Origin of the sequence: Devosia geojensis (assembly GCF_000969415.1) — a bacterium.
In the GTDB taxonomy this organism is placed as follows: Bacteria; Pseudomonadota; Alphaproteobacteria; order Rhizobiales; family Devosiaceae; genus Devosia; species Devosia geojensis.
Genome location: NZ_JZEX01000053.1, coordinates 1 through 16,382, shown reverse-complemented (window position 1 = coordinate 16,382; position 16,382 = coordinate 1). Strand labels below are relative to the sequence as shown.

At 66.1% G+C, this 16,382-nt stretch carries 19 protein-coding genes and 1 pseudogene; 11 read left to right on the top strand and 9 right to left on the bottom strand.

What is annotated here, in order from left to right; translation table 11 throughout:
• Nucleotides 1-96: 96 nt before the first annotated feature.
• From VE25_RS04315 to VE25_RS04305, 3 genes are all read left to right on the top strand, one after another.
• Complete coding sequence (locus VE25_RS04315) at nucleotides 97-318, top strand: hypothetical protein (protein WP_046107367.1); 222 nt, start codon at nucleotides 97-99, stop codon at nucleotides 316-318.
• A gap of 3 nt (nucleotides 319-321) precedes the next feature.
• Nucleotides 322-777 (top strand): preQ(1) synthase, encoded by a 456-nt coding sequence (gene queF / locus VE25_RS04310; protein ID WP_046107366.1) that lies wholly within the window; start codon nucleotides 322-324, stop codon nucleotides 775-777.
• An 86-nt stretch (nucleotides 778-863) separates the two neighbouring features.
• A complete protein-coding gene (locus VE25_RS04305; protein ID WP_052731721.1) occupies nucleotides 864-1,250 on the top strand; it encodes a GNAT family N-acetyltransferase in 387 nt (128 codons plus the stop codon).
• Here the strand turns inward: VE25_RS04305 and VE25_RS04300 are convergent.
• On the bottom strand, nucleotides 1,232-1,888 hold the full coding sequence (locus VE25_RS04300) for a Vgb family protein (protein ID WP_046107365.1): 657 nt from the start codon (nucleotides 1,886-1,888) through the stop codon (nucleotides 1,232-1,234). The genes VE25_RS04305 and VE25_RS04300 overlap by 19 nt on opposite strands.
• A gap of 35 nt (nucleotides 1,889-1,923) precedes the next feature.
• On the bottom strand, nucleotides 1,924-3,144 hold the full coding sequence (locus tag VE25_RS04295) for a DNA-binding protein (protein ID WP_046107364.1): 1,221 nt from the start codon (nucleotides 3,142-3,144) through the stop codon (nucleotides 1,924-1,926).
• Nucleotides 3,145-3,258: 114 nt separating this feature from the next.
• Between VE25_RS04295 and VE25_RS04290 the strand changes: the two genes are divergently transcribed.
• Entirely contained in the window at nucleotides 3,259-3,705 is a 447-nt protein-coding gene (locus VE25_RS04290; RefSeq protein WP_046107363.1) for an SRPBCC family protein, read from the top strand.
• A 24-nt stretch (nucleotides 3,706-3,729) separates the two neighbouring features.
• Entirely contained in the window at nucleotides 3,730-3,933 is a 204-nt protein-coding gene (locus VE25_RS04285) for a hypothetical protein (RefSeq protein ID WP_046107362.1), read from the top strand.
• 206 nt (nucleotides 3,934-4,139) lie between these two features.
• On the opposite strand, the gene VE25_RS04280 is transcribed toward VE25_RS04285, so the two are convergent.
• The 5 genes from VE25_RS04280 to VE25_RS04260 form a co-directional block, all read right to left on the bottom strand.
• Nucleotides 4,140-5,183, bottom strand: coding sequence for an LLM class flavin-dependent oxidoreductase (locus VE25_RS04280; RefSeq protein WP_046107361.1), 1,044 nt, complete (start codon nucleotides 5,181-5,183; stop codon nucleotides 4,140-4,142).
• A gap of 164 nt (nucleotides 5,184-5,347) precedes the next feature.
• Complete coding sequence (locus VE25_RS04275; protein WP_244466863.1) at nucleotides 5,348-6,067, bottom strand: tellurite resistance TerB family protein; 720 nt, start codon at nucleotides 6,065-6,067, stop codon at nucleotides 5,348-5,350.
• Nucleotides 6,068-6,224: 157 nt separating this feature from the next.
• Nucleotides 6,225-6,638, bottom strand: coding sequence for a hypothetical protein (locus tag VE25_RS22620; RefSeq protein ID WP_052731720.1), 414 nt, complete (start codon nucleotides 6,636-6,638; stop codon nucleotides 6,225-6,227).
• Nucleotides 6,639-6,838: 200 nt separating this feature from the next.
• A complete protein-coding gene (locus VE25_RS04265; RefSeq protein WP_052731719.1) occupies nucleotides 6,839-7,354 on the bottom strand; it encodes a TIGR00645 family protein in 516 nt (171 codons plus the stop codon).
• Nucleotides 7,355-7,489: 135 nt separating this feature from the next.
• On the bottom strand, nucleotides 7,490-9,118 hold the full coding sequence (locus VE25_RS04260) for an OmpA family protein (protein ID WP_083988710.1): 1,629 nt from the start codon (nucleotides 9,116-9,118) through the stop codon (nucleotides 7,490-7,492).
• Nucleotides 9,119-9,214: 96 nt separating this feature from the next.
• Here VE25_RS04260 and VE25_RS21680 point away from each other — a divergent pair, with 96 nt between their 5' ends.
• From VE25_RS21680 to VE25_RS04245, 3 genes are all read left to right on the top strand, one after another.
• A complete protein-coding gene (locus tag VE25_RS21680) occupies nucleotides 9,215-9,904 on the top strand; it encodes a hypothetical protein (protein ID WP_152664503.1) in 690 nt (229 codons plus the stop codon).
• Nucleotides 9,905-10,255: 351 nt separating this feature from the next.
• Nucleotides 10,256-10,675: a secondary thiamine-phosphate synthase enzyme YjbQ gene (locus tag VE25_RS04250; RefSeq protein WP_046107359.1), complete on the top strand. Its 420-nt coding sequence runs from the start codon at nucleotides 10,256-10,258 to the stop codon at nucleotides 10,673-10,675.
• Between the two features lie 3 nt (nucleotides 10,676-10,678).
• A complete protein-coding gene (locus tag VE25_RS04245; protein ID WP_046107358.1) occupies nucleotides 10,679-11,509 on the top strand; it encodes a sulfite exporter TauE/SafE family protein in 831 nt (276 codons plus the stop codon).
• Between the two features lie 2 nt (nucleotides 11,510-11,511).
• Here the strand turns inward: VE25_RS04245 and VE25_RS04240 are convergent, their stop codons facing one another.
• Complete coding sequence (locus tag VE25_RS04240) at nucleotides 11,512-12,303, bottom strand: RibD family protein (protein ID WP_046107357.1); 792 nt, start codon at nucleotides 12,301-12,303, stop codon at nucleotides 11,512-11,514.
• 268 nt (nucleotides 12,304-12,571) lie between these two features.
• Nucleotides 12,572-13,285, bottom strand: coding sequence for an SIMPL domain-containing protein (locus tag VE25_RS04235; protein ID WP_052731717.1), 714 nt, complete (start codon nucleotides 13,283-13,285; stop codon nucleotides 12,572-12,574).
• A gap of 326 nt (nucleotides 13,286-13,611) precedes the next feature.
• Between VE25_RS04235 and VE25_RS04230 the strand changes: the two genes are divergently transcribed.
• The 3 genes and pseudogenes from VE25_RS04230 to VE25_RS22615 form a co-directional block, all read left to right on the top strand.
• Nucleotides 13,612-14,763, top strand: a complete 1,152-nt coding sequence (locus VE25_RS04230; RefSeq protein ID WP_046107355.1) for a fumarylacetoacetate hydrolase family protein — start codon at nucleotides 13,612-13,614, stop codon at nucleotides 14,761-14,763.
• 26 nt (nucleotides 14,764-14,789) lie between these two features.
• A complete protein-coding gene (locus tag VE25_RS04225; RefSeq protein WP_046107354.1) occupies nucleotides 14,790-16,229 on the top strand; it encodes an aldehyde dehydrogenase family protein in 1,440 nt (479 codons plus the stop codon).
• A 68-nt stretch (nucleotides 16,230-16,297) separates the two neighbouring features.
• Nucleotides 16,298-16,382 (top strand): annotated as a pseudogene (locus VE25_RS22615) (IS5/IS1182 family transposase); the annotation flags it as partial.

Here is a 16,382-nt window from a genome sequence, read left to right as displayed (position 1 = left end):
ATCTGCTAAGAGCGGGCGACAATCGCAACATTGCAGCGCATGCCAGGCGGCGGATTCCGGCCCGCCTGGACGAGCGCGCAGGCAGGAGACACGTCAATGGCCAAGAAACCCACAGCCCGCCAGGAATTCGTCCTGTTCGACGTCACCTATGAGGACGGCAGCCAGCGCTCCAACCGCCGGGTGGACGCAAGCCTCCTCGGCGGGCTCGATGGTGACGAGCCGGCCCGCACCGCCATCATGGACCAGGACCGGGCCATCGCCGAGAGGTCCGGCATTCCCCCGCTCGCCATCAAATCGATCAAGCGCAGCGGCAAGTAGGCGATGATCGAGGCGCAGAACCTGCAGCTCGGCCGGGACGTCGGCGCGCCCGAGCGTCCGGAGGACGCGGTACTCGATCCCGTGCCCAACCCGCATCCCGATACGCTCTATGTGGCGCGGTTCGTCGCGCCCGAGTTCACCTCGCTCTGCCCGGTGACCGGACAGCCGGACTTCGCCCACCTCGTCATCGACTACGTGCCGGACCGGCACCTCGTCGAGTCCAAGTCCTTGAAGCTTTATCTCACCTCGTTCCGCAACCATGGGGCGTTCCACGAGGGCTGCACGATCGATATCGGCAGGAAGATCGTCGAGGCGGTCAAGCCGCGCTGGCTGCGGATCGGCGGTTATTGGTACCCGCGCGGCGGCATCCCGATCGACGTCTTCTGGCAGACCGGCGCACCGCCCGAAGGCCTGTGGCTGCCCGACCAGGGCGTGCCGCCCTATCGCGGGCGGGGATAGCGATGGGGTCGCCCGCGACTGTCATGCGAGCCGAAGAGGGGCAGCGATCCGTCATCTAGAACCTGCTGCAGCTCTATCTCTATGACATGACAGGCGATCTCCCGTTCCCGGTCGGCGCGGACGGCCGGTTCGAATACGACTATCTCGATCGCTTCTGGCAGCACCCCTATCTCATCCATTGCGATGGAGAGCTGGCGGGCTTTGCGCTCGTGATCGAGGCGTGTCCGGTGACCGGCGCGCATCCTTGCTTCTTCATGGCGGAGTTCTTCGTGCTGAAGGCATATCGCGGGCGCGGCGTCGGGCGGAGCGCGGCCGAAACGATCATCAATGGTCATCCCGGCCGGTGGCATATCGGCGTCATCGAACGTAACGCGGGGGCTGCCCGCTTCTGGTCCCGCCTCCGGTACTGCCGGAACGCGCAGCCCCATCGTTTCGAGGGCGAGGAGTGGCTGGTCTACGAATTCGTCGCGTGAGCCCTGGCCGGCCGGCGGATCGCCCGCAGCGTTCCGGTGCTGCCGCCGCCGCAGAAGAACTGGCCGGAACCGTCCGACTCGAGGCCGGACACGTGGACGCCTTCGGGCATTTCGAGGATTTCGAGAACCTCTCCCGTCCGGCTGTCGACGTGGCGCACGTCGCTTCTGTCGTCCTCCCACGTGCCGTGCCAAAGCTCGCCGTCGACCCAGGTGACGCCGGTCACGAACCGGTTGGATTCGATGGTGCGCAGGATCTTGCCCGTTTCGGGATCGATCTGGTGGATCCTGCGGGCGCGGTATTGGCCGACCCAGAGCGATCCTTCCGCCCAGGCGAGCCCGGAATCGCTGCCTCCGCCTGGGGCGGGGATCGCCGCGAGCACGCGGCCGGTCTCGGGATCGATCTTCTCGATCCTGTCCTCGACCACCTGGAAGATATGCTGGCCGTCGAAGGCCGTGCCGGCGTCGGCGTTGGCCATTTCGATCGCACGGACGGGCTCGCCCGTTGCCGGATCTATGGCGTTGATCCTGTCACCCGAGGCGAACCAAACGTTGCGGCCATCGAAGGTCACGCCGCCGACGTCAGTGACCCCGGGATAAGGGCCGTATTCGCGCAGAATTTCAGCAGTTGCGGTTTTCATGATGCAAGGTCCTCTCGCTTGATATTGGAGCCAGCCTAGCTGCCGGGCAGAGGACCCGGGAGTAACAAGATTGTCGGGAATCCGGGTACGGGCGGGGTGATCCAGCGGCGCGCCCGGCCGTTGCCGAAGGCCTGCGCCTTGCCGGCAGCCGCCAGCTCCTCGAGTGCGCGCTGCACGGTTCGCGGACTGGTGCCGAGCGCGATGGCGAGGGCGGAACTCGACCAGGCTTCGCCGTCGGCGAGCAGGGCGAGGACCGCGGCATGCCGCTCATCCACGGGCGGGGCCAGCACGAGGACCTCGCGCGTCCGGCGCGGTTTCAGGACGAAGCCGCTTTCGGTGGCGCTGATGCCTGCCAGCGGCCGCAGCATGGCGCGCAGCCGCCCGATCTCGACCCGCAATCTCGCGCGATGGGATTCGTCGGCGTGCCTTGCCCCGAAGGCACGGGCGAGAAGCACGTCCCGTGCGACGTCGCCAGGTGAGGCTTCAGCAAGGGTGCGGGCGAGCGCGAAGAGGACGGGGCGTGTGGCGAGCGGTACGATCGTCTCGTCTCTGCGCACGACGTTGCGGGTCGCGTCGACGACCAGCGCATCCGAGGCCAGCACAGTCTCGACGTCCTCGATGCCGAGCAGGCGCTCCGTTCCGCCCGCGACGAGGCGCGCGGCGGGGGCATCCAGCATGGCGGAGGCGCTTTCGACCTCGGCGGCCAGGGCTGCGATGCCGGACTCGCGGGCGGCGAGCCCGGCGCGAGCCAGCGACGCGCGAGCGGCTTTCGCTTGCAGGCGGCGCATGGCGATGCCGGCGCGAATCAGCTCGTGGGCGGCGCCGAGGGCAGGCGGCAGCGGCGCAGAGGGGAGTGTGCCGAGTTTGTGTTCAGCCTCGTCGAGCTGCCCGAGGAGGAGCAGGCGGCGCGCTTCCAGGTGCAGGGCGTGGGTGGCGTTCACCCTGTCGCCACGGGCCGCGAGCGTTGCCCCCGCCGCCGCGAGGGATGCCTCGGGCCAGCCCAGATCACGCGAGACGAGGGCGATCTCGGCCTCGGCGACGATGCAGCGGGCGCGGGCGACGGCCTCTCTAGGCCCAAAGGCTCGCGCCGCGCTCTTGAGGAGCGCCTTGGCGCGCGGGAAGTCGCCGAGCTGGGCCATGGCGATGCCGCGCAAGGCGAGCGCCGGCGCATCCCCGCGCAGGGCGACACGCTTGAGGGCGCCGAGGATATCCCCGGTCGCGAGGGCCCGCGCTGCGGCTGCGATCAGGGCGTCCATTGAAATCCCGACACACTTGTAACTCTCACCGTCCGCAGCCCCGGCGTTAGCCTCTCCCCAGTCGATCGATCAGCACGGTCGTATCGAAACGGCTGGAACACAAGGAGAATTGCAATGCCGGACATTCTGCACAAGGTCGGTCTCAAGTCGTCTTCCGTGAGCGAGGCCTATGCGGCGCTCGCCACCATCAAGGGTCTTGCCGACTGGTGGACGCACGATACGACCGGCGACAGCCAGGTCGGCGGAGAGATCTTCTTCCGCTTCAGCGACCGGGGCTTCTTCAAGATGAAGGTGCTCGAGCTCGAGCCGTCCAGGCGCGTGCTCTGGGAAGTCGTCGACGGGCCGGCCGAGTGGATCGGGACCCGGATCGGGTTCGATCTCAAGCAGGAGGACGACTACGCCATCGTGCTCTTCAAGCACATGGGTTGGAAGGAGCCGGTGGAGTTCATGCACCACTGCAGCACCAAGTGGGGCGTGTTCCTGATGAGCCTCAAGTCACTCGTCGAGACCGGCAAGGGCCAGCCTCACCCGAACGACGTACTGATCGACAACTGGGGATAACCCCGAAACTCAAGGAGATGAGAGATGATTCCCGCACCCTACGACTTCAAGGATATCGACCGGAATGTCGGGATACACCCGAGCGTTGCGGCGGAGATCGCCGCGGCGCGCGAGCGGGACGGCGTTCAGGCCGCCCCCACGCGGATGCAGGTGTTCAAAGGGCTCTTGCGCCGGATGATACTGGTGCGGCGGCCGAGGCAGGACTGGTCGCACGTTCCGGCCGAGTAGGCCAGGATATCTGGGTCGTCCCTTGCTGGAAGACGGGCGGCCGTGTTTGCGGCACGATCGTTCCCATCCACCGGCTGTCATCCGGCGAGAGCCGGGATCACAGCCGGTGGATGAGGCATACTGGTGCCAAAGTGAGCTGCCGATGCTTCCCCCACCCCTCCCCCTCCTCAAGGGGGAGGGGCAAAGGCTGATAAGCCGGTGCGAAGTCAGTTCCCCTTTTCGCCCAGCGCCTTGTCGATGGCCGGTTTCACGACCGTGCCGAAGAGCTCGATGGCTTTCATCACCTTGTCGTGGGGGAGCGTTCCGACCGAGAATTGCAGGCCGAAGCGGTCGTGCCGGAACCACTCGTGCTGGGCGAGGATCTTGTCGATGACCTCCTGGGGCGAGCCCATGTGATAGGCGCCGTCCGGGCCCGCGCCGGCCTCGAACTGGGCACGGGTGGTGGGCGGCCAGCCGCGCTCCTTGCCGATGCGGCTCATGGCCTCGTGGTGGGCGGGGAAAGCGATATCGCGGGCATCCTGGCTGTTCTCGGCGATGAAGCCATGGGAGGAGATGCCGACGGGCGTCGTCTCGTCCTTGCCGACCTGCTTCAGGCTATCGCGGTAGAACTGGACGAGCGGGGCGAACTGGCGCGGGTTGCCGCCGATGATGGCGAGCATCAGCGGCAGGCCGTAATAGGCGGCGCGGGCGACCGAGTTCGGCGTGCCGCCGACGGCGATCCAGAGGGGCAGGGTCTGCTGGATGGGCTTGGGATAGATCTCGATGCCGGGGATCGGCTTGGTATGGTTGGAGCCGGGCCACTCGACCTTGCCGCCCTCGCGGATGGCAAGGAGCATGGCGAGCTTTTCCTCGAAGAGATCATCGTAGTCGTTGAGGTCGTAGCCGAAAAGCGGAAAGCTTTCGACGAACGAGCCGCGGCCGGCCATGATCTCGGCCCGGCCGTTGGAGATGAGGTCGAGGGTCGAGAACTGCTGCCAGACGCGGATGGGATCCTCGGAGCTGAGGACCGTCACGGCGGTGGAGAGGCGAATCGATCTGGTGCGTGCCGCGGCGGCCGCAAGGATGGTCACGGGCGCCGAGGCGACGAAGTCCGGACGGTGATGCTCGCCGAGGCCGTAGAAGTCGAGGCCGACCTGGTCGGCGAGCTCGATCTCCTCGATGAGATCGGCGAGGCGCTCGGCCGGCGACTGCAGGCGGCCGGAAAAGTGCTCGGTGGTGTTCTCGGCGAAGGAATAGAGACCCAGTTGCATCGGCGTGTCCTCTTGTCGCCGTGACACATGGCCGGCGGAAAGAGCCGGTTCAAGACGGCACATGAGTGTAACCGGAAAAAGGAAAACCCCAGCGCGAGACTGGGGCTTTCTGCTTCGGAGGGAAGCCGAAGCGCTTGGGGGCGCTGCTAAAACGGGTCAGCCGTTCAAACGTTCCCGGTCGGCTGATAGCTGCCGGCAGAAACCGTGACCGGCTGCGGAGCCTTTTCGCCGGCGGCTGCGTGGATCTCGGAAACGAGCGCCGGATCGAGCTTCAGCTTGCCGGCAAGCGCATCGAGATAGGCGCGCTCGGCGGGAGTATCGGCGGTGATGGCGACGAGCGAGGCGGCGTAGATCTCGGCCGCGTGTTCGGGCGTGTTGGCGCGGGCGGCGACGGCGTTGATGTCGAGGGGGCTCGAGAGCTCGTCGAACACCCAGGCCTTCTCCTCGGCCGAGAGCGCCATCGTTTCGAGCTTTTTGAAGATTGCGTCCTTCTCGTCGGAATCGATCCGTCCGTCGGCCTTGGCGGCGGCGATCATGGCGCGCACCAGCGACTTGCCGAGCTCCTCGCGCGCGGTCTCCTGGCTCGGCGCCGGGATGAAGGCTTCCTCGCCGGACGTCGGAGCGCCGGCATGGCCGGGCTGCTTGGCCTGATAGTTCTGCCAGGCCTTGTAGGCGAGGCCACCGACGGCGGCGACTGCGCCGATCTTGACGGCGTTGCCAAGGAGCTTGCCCGGCTTGCCGCCAGACAGCAGCATGCCGGCTGCCAGGCCGGCAGCGCCCGTCGCCGCCGTGCGCTGGGTGTTGGGATCGGTCTGCAGAGCCTTGAGGATCTGGTCGACGTTGAACATGGCGGTTTCCTTGTGCGTCCTGACGTGTTCGGGCATTTGGGGATCGAATTGGGCATGTACAAGGCGAGAAGGGAGCATTTGGCAAGATCGATTGCTGATCGTGCCGCATGAACAACGAAAAGCCCCGGCGGGGCAGCCGGGGCTTCGTGCGCTTCAGAGGGAGGACTGAAGCTTCGGGGAGTTCTTGTTGCCCTTACGGAGAGGCCGGAGCCTCGGTCGGGGCAGCAGCGCCGCCTTCAGCGGGAGCCGGCGTTTCGGTCGCCGGAGCCGGAGCCTCGGTCGCCGGGGCTGCCGGAGCGGCGGGAGCCGTTTCGGTAGCGGGCGCCTCAGTCATCGGGGCGGGCTCGGTGCCGGTCGCGGGCGCTTCGGTCATGGGAGCCGGAGTGGCCGGATCGGTCATCGGAGATTCGGTCGTCGTCGGCGCCGCGCCTTCACCCACCCCGGTCGAAGGACCGGAATTGGCCGAGAACACGAGGTAGCCGATGGCAAGCAGTGCCAGGGCCACGATGATGCCGACGAACCACCCGGTACCATTGCTTTCACGCGTGTAAACCGAGCGGCTGTTGTCGCTGGTATAAAGGTTGTCACGATCGGGGTTGTTGGTCATTTGCAACGCTCCTTAGTGTGCAAGTGGTCGGTAAAGAAACGTTGCTGGCGATATGTTTGTTCCCGGAATCGTGATCGAAGTGAATCCCGCGGCTCAATTTATCAAAAGGCGCGCAGATTCAGCTATTTATCTGCAGTTAACTCGGCGCAAGGCCGCTGCCGATTATGGCTTTTTCATGAAATATGGCGCTTATCCGGCGCTCAGAGTTCCGGTCCCGCCGCCTTCGCGGGTTTCTTCGAGATACGATCGATGAGGGCCAGGAACAGCGCCGAAACGATGAAGGCGATGTGAATCGTCGTGTACCAGAAGAGCTGGTTCGGCGTGTAGATGGTGACGTTGAGGAAGACCTGCAGCAGGTGGATCGAGGAGATGGCGACGATCGTCGAGGCCACCTTGATCTTGAGCGAACCGGCGTCGATCTGGCCGAGCCAGTGCACCTCGTCCTCCCTGTCGAAGCGGGAAACGAAATTCTCGTAGCCGGAGATGATGACCATCACCAGCAGCGAGGCGATGAGCGCGGCATCGATCAGCCCGAGGATCTTGAGGATCACCTCGGTATCGTCGAGGCCAATGACGTGGGAGGCGAAATCCCAGAGTTTGAGGGCGAACGAAACCGCATAGATCGCGAGGGCGAGGCCGAGGCCCAGATAGAACGCCACCAGAAGCCACCGCGAGGCGAGGATGACGCTTTCGACGAGGAGTTCCAGGCGCTTCAATTCAATGGCTCCGATATATAGCGGCGGCGGCAGGAATAGCCAAAATCGGATCGGGCGGGAAGAGCGTCCGATGCATGCGGGACAAACGGAAAAGGCCGGGCTTGGGAGCCCGGCCTTCATGCTTTGTGAGCGCGTTTACTGGGCGCTGGCGACGTAAGGCGTCACCAGCGGAGTGATGCGTCGGATCATCACCCGGCGGTTCTCGCGTTCGGCACGTTCGGTGCGGATCTTGAGATAGCGCTCGCCATAGCCCTGGGTCGCGAGGTTCTCCGGCGGCACGCCGTAGAAGTCGGTGAGGATGCGGGCGACGGTGCCGGCGCGGCGATCCGACAGCTCGAGGTTCGAGATATCGGACCCGACGGCGTCGGTGTGACCCTCGATGAGGAAGGTCTCGGCCGGGTTGCGGGCGAGCAGGTCCAGCATGGCGCCGGCGACGGCGCTGAGATTGTTGACCTGGTCGCGCCCGACATTGGCCGAGCCGGTCTCGAAGGTCAGGTTGCCGATCTCGAGCCGGCGGACCATGTCACGCACGCGCGCCGAGCGCTTCACCTCGTCGATCGAATAGAGGCGGGTGACCTGTTCGACCGGCGGCTGGGCGAAGAACGTCTCGATCTGCTGCTGGTCGGCCCGGCGCGCATCGAGCACGTACTCGCTGACCGGGATGTTGAGGCGCAGCGGCGGCAGCTCGCGGGCCGGGTCGCGCCACTCGAGCAGGTCGTCGTAGTAGCGGTCATCGAACCAGGAGAGGATATACTCGCGCCCATCCGGCGTGATGCGGGAGCGGCGCAGGATATCGCCGTTGCGGTTGCGCACGGTGACGATCTGCGTGCCATCGGGCCGCAGCACCGTCTCGCGGATACGTCCGTTGCCGAGGCGCTCGTAGTAGACCTCATCGGCATCGTACTCGATGAAACGCTCGGTATCCTGGCCGCGGTTGTTGATGATGAGCTGGTTGCCCACCTCGACGATCACCTGGGTCAGCACGTCACCGTAGTTCACGTTGATGTTGTTGTTCTGCACGTTGTTGGTGACGTTGTTCGTCACGGTGTTGTTGGTGATGTTCGTGACGTTGGTCTGGTTGATGATCGTCACGTTCTGCGGGACGGTCACCGGCTCGAAGGACTGGATGTCCATGCGCTCACCGGCTTCCTCGGTCGCCGAGACGATGGCGGCCTGTTCGACGGCCAGCTGGGCCTGGGCGTCGACGTCCGTAGTAGGCGGCGCCACCGGTTCGGCAGGCGCCGGAGCTTCGGCGCTGGCGTCGACCTCGGGGGCGGGCTGGCCTTCGACCGGCTGGTCCTCTGCGGGCTGACCCTCGACAGGTGCAACCGCGGCGTCCTTGGCGCTGTCGAGGACAGGCGCCAGGTCTTCGGCGGTTATCCCTTCGGGCAGCGTCTCGACCACCTCGACCGCCTGGTCGACGGGGGTGTCGGGGCTCGGCTGACCGGCAACCGGCGCTTCGGGAGCGGGCTGGCCGTCCACGGGAGCGGGAGTTTCAGGCGCCGGCTGGCCCTCCACCGGAGCGGGTTCGGCGGGCTGCTCCGGCACGGGCGCCTCGGGAGCGGGCTGTTCGGCCGGCTGATCGATGGCGGGAACGGCGGGCAGGGTAATGCTCTGCGCGGCGAGGCACTCCTCGAGGGAAGGATAGCCGGCCTGCGCGCAAAGCGCCTGCATTTCGGCGCGGGAGGCTTCGAGCTCGGCACGGGCGGCCGCAGAATCGCCACCGGCCATCAGGTCGGCGATTGCGCCATTATAGGCATCCACCTGGGCCGAGAGCGCGGCGCTGATATCGGCGCCGGCGGCGGGAGCTGGATGCTCGGCCGGAGCAGGCTCTTGGGCGGGCGCAGGCTGCTCGGTGGGTTGTTCAGCCGGAGCAGGCTCTTCAACCGGAGGGGGCTGCTCGGCTGCGGGCGGCTGGACGACCTCGGGCTCAGGCGCGGGCTCGGCCGGCTGTTCAGGCGCCGGGGCGGGCTCTTCGACAGGTGCGGGCTGTTCGGCGGGAGCAGGTTCCGGGGCGGGCTCGGGCGCAGCCTCGGGCTGCGGCTGGGGTTCGGGCGCAGGCTCTTCGACGGGCGCGGGTTCCGGAGCCGGGGCGGGTTCCTCCACGGGAGCGGGAGCAGGCTCCTCGACGACTTCCGGAGCCGCTTCGGGAGCAGGTTCGGGAGCAGGCGCGGACTCCTCGACTGGAGCAGGCTCTGGCTCTGGCGCCGGCTGCTCGACGGGGGCGGGCTCTTCGACGGGCGCCGGTTCCGGAGCGGGTTCGGGCGCCGGCTCGGGCTGAGGTTCCGGTTGGGGCTCTGGCTGGGCCTCGGGGGGCGGGGCAGCCGGCTCACCGGCGCCCGTGGCGGCGCCCACGCACGCATCGACGCTCGGGTATCCCGCACCGATACAGGCCTGCGCAAATGCATCACGCGCAGCCTGGGCGGCGGCGGCATCGCCGGAAGCTTCGGCTTGCTGGAGGGCCTGATAGGCGGCAGCCAGGCCCGCATCTTGGGCTTGGACGCCGAGGGGCGCGAAGGCGAGAACGCCGAGACTCGTCCCGGTCAGTAGCCAGTTTCTGAGGCGCATCTGTTGTTTTCCTTCTCGTGCCGGGTCCGGGGCGAATCGCTCCGGCCCTGTTTTTTCTTGTCGCAGCAGGCACGCCAGGCCGATAGGCGGTCCCTTGCGCGTGCCGCTCCCAAATTGCGGACAGACAGCATTGGTGTGTGGTTCTGAACCGAACCTGAACGAATGGTCAGCTCCAAAACTGCTGCAGCAATCCTCCCGCGCCAGCCGCAACGCCCTGTTCTATGCCGGGTTCCACTCCTGTGCGGAACCTTCGGCCAGCGGTCCGATCTTGGCGCAAATGCGGCAAGATGCTAGGGCCAGTGTCCTTTCCGACCACTCTCCCGAGGCGTGCCCATGCAGCAAGCGTTCGAAACGCTGACCATCGCCACCGCAGGCAAGGGCCTTACCGAGTTCACGCGGAGCGTGCGCGGTTTCGTAGCGGGCTCGGGCGTGGGCAAGGGCGTGCTGACGGTCTATGTGCGACATACGTCGTGCTCGCTCCTCATCCAGGAGAACGCCGATCCGGACGTACAGGTCGACCTCGAGGGCTATTTCCGTCGACTGGTGCCGGAAGGGATGGAATGGCTGACCCACACCACCGAAGGCGCCGACGACATGCCGGCCCACATCAGGGCCGCGCTGACGCAGACGTCGCTGTCCATCCCCGTGATCGATGCGCAGCCGGTGCTCGGCACCTGGCAGGGCATCTACCTTTTCGAGCACCGCACGCAGCCGCACCGACGGCAGGTGGTGCTGCACGTCATCGGAGAATAGCGGATGGAATGGAGCGAGCTGGCTGCCTACTGGCCATTCGTCGCCGGTCTGATGGTCACAGGCGTGTTCTCGGGGCTCGCGGCGGGGCTGCTCGGCATCGGGGGCGGGGCGATCATCGTGCCGGCGCTTTCCACGGCACTCCTCTGGCTCGGTTACGACCCGGACGTCGTCATGCACGTGGCGGTCGGCACCTCATTGGCCATCATCATCCCGACGGGCATCATGAGCGCGCGCTCGCATCACAAGCGAGGGGCGCTGGACATGAAGGTGTTCAGGCTCTGGGCGCCGTTCATCCTCGCCGGCACGCTGATCGGCGGGTTGATGGCGGGGCTCTATTCGGGGGACGTGCTGCGCATCGTCTTCGCCGTGATGGCTTTCGTGATCGCGGCCAACATCGTCTTCGCCTTCCAGACGCGGCTGATGGGGCATCTCAACGGCTCGAGCCTAACCCACCGCATCTGCGCGTTCGTCGTCGGCTACATCTCGGCGCTGATGGGCATCGGGGGCGGATCGCTCTCGGTGCCGACGCAGGTGGCGTTCGGGGCGACCATGCACCAGGCCGTCGGTACCTCGGCGGCGCTCGGGGTGGTGATCGCGTTTGCGGGAACCGTCGGCTTCATCATCTCCGGCTGGGGCGTCGAGGGGCTGCCGCCACTCAGCGTCGGTTACATCAATCTCGCGGCGCTGGTGCTGGTGGCGACGCTCGCGGCAGCCTTCGCGCCGCTCGGGGCCGCGCTCGCCCATCGGCTCGACCAGAAAACGCTCAAATACGTCTTCGCCGTCTTCCTGGTGCTGGTCGGGCTCAACATGCTCTGGAAGGTGATCACAGGATAGGCTCAAAGCCCACGCTCGACGTCGTAGCGCAGGCGCAGGAGCCCATCGGTCTCCACATGCGCCGATACCAGCCGCAAACGCGTGGGCATTGCGCCGGCCTCCAGCGGCGGGCCATCGAAAACGCTTGGCGTGTCCGCGCCGCCGATGGCCATCGGACCGACGAGCAGGTCGATGACGTCGACCAATCCGGCGCGGAGGAGAGCGCCATTGAGGCTGCCGCCGGCCGTCGAGACCACGCAGGTCACTGCCAGCCGATCACGCATCCGGCGCAGCGCTTCGGCAAGATCGACCCGCTCCTCTCCGGCAACGAGATAGGAGATGCCCTCGGCACGCAAATAGGCGAGGTAGGAGGGCGGCGTCGCCCGCGCCACCAGCACCAGGACGTCGTATTCGCCCTGATGCTTCATCGTCCAGCGTATGCGGCCCCTGCTGTCGACGACCGTGAACCATTTGCCATGGCCCGGCCGTTCGCGGACCGACACAGGCAGGAAGTCCGAATAGAGGTCTTCTGTCGCTCCTTCGAAACGCGCATCGAGGCCGTCTGGTGAGCCTGCCGACTCCGCGACCAGAGAGCCGCTGCCCTCGAGCATCGCCTGGGGCGCATAGGTTCGCGCAATGTCTTCGGTCCGAGCCGCCTCGACGTCCCGCGTACTGGCCGGCCAGAGCGCATGCCAGATTCGGCCGGACTCCTCCTGCATCAACGGAGCGTTACGCCGGAGCGCGATGCGCCCGTCGACCGATGCGTTGACCGCTACCACGACTCGTGGCCGATCCGTTTCCGACGAATGTTCCATTGCACCTGCCTCCGGTTCGCGCCCAGGATGCCACCATGCGCCGCGGGTTCGTCAGCGGCTTCTGCAAGCAAACGCAAAACCGGCCGGAAAGCGTTCCTCGACGAGGTGCTTTCCGGCCGGCCGAAAGAGAGGTCGGTGGGAGCGATCAGTGACTACGGTGGAAGCTCCCACCTCCCCAAGCCCCCTCTGTTAACGAAGGGGAACTCGATTTCAACCCGCAGATAGTGGCGGCAGTTGCCGCAATCCAGCCTGCGGGCGAGAAAAAGGGTCAGCTGTTGCCCAATTCCCACTCCACCTGAACGACGATGGAGAAGGTGAGCTCGCCGCCTTCGATCGGCACCGAGGCATCGCCGGCGCGCGCGTACGCGGCTTCCATCATCGGGCGGGGCGGCTGGTCGAAGGTCTGGCTCTCGGCGATCTTCTCGATCTCGCCCAGCGGTTCGCCGGCAACCTCCGCATAGAGCTCGGCCTTGCGGCGGGCATCGGCGAAGGCGGCGCGGCGGGCTTCGTCGTAAAGGTCGCCGGGGTCGGCCACCGAGAAGGAAACGCCGTTGACGGTGTTGGCGCCGACGGTGACCGAGCGATCGAGGATCTGGCCGAGCGCTTCGAGATCACGCACGCGCACGGAGACCGAATTGGAGACCTGATAGCCGCTGATCTTGGGTGGCAGGCTGTAGCCGTTCTCGTCGCGTTCGTCCGAATAGACGTAGTTCGGGCTGACCGAGAACCCCGAGGTCTGGATATCGCGAGATTCGATGCCGGCTTCCCTGAGCGCATCGATGAGATCGGCCATTGCCTCGCTGTTGGCGTCGAGCGCCTCGCGGGCCGTGTTGCCCTGGGTGGTGACGCCGGAATTGATGAAGGCGGTGTCGGGAGCGGCGGTCACTTCCCCGCGGCCGTCGATGGAAATGGTGCCCGCATAGACGGGCAGCGCGAAGCCGGCGGTCAGGACCAGGGGAACGAGACCGGTAAGCAGACGCATGCTGAAACTCCTTGAAATTATGCCGGCACCTGTCGCCAGCATTGCGTCAGTAATGGGGCGCACATGAACCGGAGTTGAACGAACCTGTGGGACCAATCGCCATTCGGCTGAGGCTGGCCTGCAAATACCGGGTTTCTACGCTTCCGGTGCTCACGTACCATCAAGGTACGCTCCGCTCCGGTTCTCGAAACCCACCATTTTCGACTCAGCCTGAGCCGAATGGCGATTGGTCCCGCCTCCAACCAAAGGTTGAGGTACGTAGCGCTTGCGCCGAAGGCGTACGGCGGGTTACTCACGGCCTGACATTTTAGTGCGGGGAAGCGATCATGAGTGCTGTCGTGCCGGCCGAAGGTATCCTTGTCGGAAGAGCCAGAAGGCCCGGCGTGCTGCATCCGGTGATCGTCACGGTGCGCGACGGTGCGGTGATCGACATCACCGCCAAGGGTTTCGCAACCGTACGAGATATCGCCGAAAGCGACGATCCTGCGGGATACGTGGCCTCCGCCAGGGGCGAGGCCATCGGGGACGTCGAGGCGATCGTCGGCAACAGTTGGTCCTCCGGTTCGGACGACGGCAAGCCGTCGCTGCTTTCTCCTGTCGATCTGCAGGCGATCAAGGCTTCGGGCGTGACCTTCGTCGTCTCGTTGCTCGAGCGGGTGATCGAGGAGCAGGCGCGGGGCGATGCCGGGCGGGCCGACGCGCTGCGCAAGGAAATCCTCGATCTCATCGGCACCGACCTTTCGCAGCTCGTTCCAGGCTCTGAAGCGGCCATGAAGGTCAAGCATGCGCTGATCGCGCGGGGCGTCTGGAGCCAGTATCTCGAGGTCGGCATCGGGCCGGACGCGGAGATCTTCACCAAAGGCCAGCCGATGTCTTCGGTCGGCCACGGGGCCGACGTCGGGCTGCACCCGGTTTCGAGCTGGAACAACCCGGAGCCGGAAGTGGCGCTGGTGGTGTCGAGCCGCGGGCGCATCCTCGGGGCGACGCTCGGCAACGACGTCAACCTGCGCGACGTCGAGGGGCGCTCGGCGCTGCTGCTCGGCAAGGCAAAGGACAACAACGCTTCGGCCTCGCTGGGCCCGTTCGTGCGACTCTTTGACGATGTGTTCACGCTGGAGACGATTTCGCAGGCCGACATCGATCTCACCGTCACTGGCGAGGACGGGTTCGAGCTCAAGGGGCGCTCGTCGATGAGCCAGATCTCGCGGACCCCCGAGTCGCTCGTCACCGCCACCATCGGGCCGCATCACCAGTATCCGGACGGGCTGGTGCTCTATCTCGGCACCATGTTCGCGCCGATTCAGGATCGCGACGGGGCGGGCAAGGGTTTCACCCACAAGCTCGACGACATCGTCTCGATATCGACACCGACGCTTGGCACGCTCTCCAACCGCGTGCTGCTCGCAACCGAATGTCCGCCCTGGACTTACGGCACGAGCCATCTGCTGCGCGATCTGGCCAAGGCAGACCTTCTCTAGCTACCCACTAACCAAAGGCTTTCACGATGACCGAACTCTACAAGAACCTGATCGACGGCGAATGGGTGGGCACGGACGGGGTCGAGAACATCAATCCCTCCAACATCAAGGACGTGGTGGGCGTCTATGCTCGCGCGACCGTCGAGGAGACCAAGCAGGCGATTGCAGCGGCGAAGGCCGCGTTCCCGGCCTGGTCGCGCTCGGGCATCCTCGAGCGCCACGCGATCCTCAGAAAGACCGCGGACGAGATCCTGGCGCGCAAGCAGGAGCTTGGCGAGCTTTTGAGCCGCGAGGAAGGCAAGACGCTGCCCGAGGGCATCGGCGAGGTGACCCGCGCCGGGCAGATCTTCGACTTCTTCGCCGGCGAGACGCTGCGGCTGGCGGGCGAAATCCTGCCGAGCGCGCGGCCGGGAATCGGGGTGGAGATCACCCGCGAGCCGATCGGTGTGGTCGGCATCATCACGCCGTGGAACTTCCCCATCGCCATTCCCTCATGGAAGATCGCGCCCGCGCTCTGCTACGGCAACACCGTCGTCATCAAGCCGGCGGACCTGGTGCCGGGCTCGACCTGGGCGATCGTGGACATCCTGACGCGCGCGGGACTGCCCAAGGGCGTGCTCAATCTCGTCATGGGCAAGGGCTCCGTCGTCGGGCAGACGATGCTCGACAGCCCCGATGTCAACGCCATCACCTTCACCGGCTCGGTCGGCACCGGCCGGCGGGTGGCGGAGGCCTCGATCAAGGTCGGGCGCAAGTTCCAGCTCGAGATGGGCGGCAAGAATCCAACGGTCGTGCTCGACGACGCAGACCTCAAGGTCGCTGTCGAGAGCGTGGCGCAGTCGGCGTTCTTCTCGACCGGGCAGCGCTGCACGGCGTCCTCGCGCGTGATCGTGACCGAAGGCATTCACGACAAATTCGTCGAAGCGCTGGCCGAGCGCGCGCGCAACCTGCGCGTCGGCGACGCACTCCACAAGGACACCGAGATCGGTCCGGTGGTCGACCCCAGCCAATTGAAGCAGGACACCGACTACATCGAGATCGGCAAGGGCGAGGGCGCCAAGCTCCTCGTCGGCGGCGATCGTGTCACGCGCGACACCGAGGGCTATTTCCTGCAGCCGGCGCTCTTTACCGAGGCGACCAACTCCATGCGCATCTCGCGCGAGGAGATCTTCGGGCCGGTGGCGAGCGTCATCAAGGTCAAGGACTACGAGGAAGCATTGGCGACGGCCAACGACACCGAGTTCGGGCTTTCGGCCGGCATCGTCACCACGTCGCTGAAATATGCGACGCACTTCAAGCGCAACGCGGAAGCCGGCATGGTGATGGTCAACGTGCCGACGGCGGGCGTCGACTTCCACGTGCCGTTCGGCGGGCGCAAGGGCTCGAGCTACGGCCCGCGCGAACAGGGCAAGTACGCGGCCGAGTTCTTCACCGTGGTCAAGACGGCCTACACTGCCGCCGGCTAGAGCGCGTACTCATAAGCGGTTGCGAAGGATTTGGGTTGATGATTCAAGGTTCCGAAAGGAGCTCTTGAATGGGGCGATACGATCTCAGCGAGACGGAGTGGCGGATGATCGCTCCGTTGTTGCCGAACAAGCCGCGCGGGGTTGCGCGGGTGG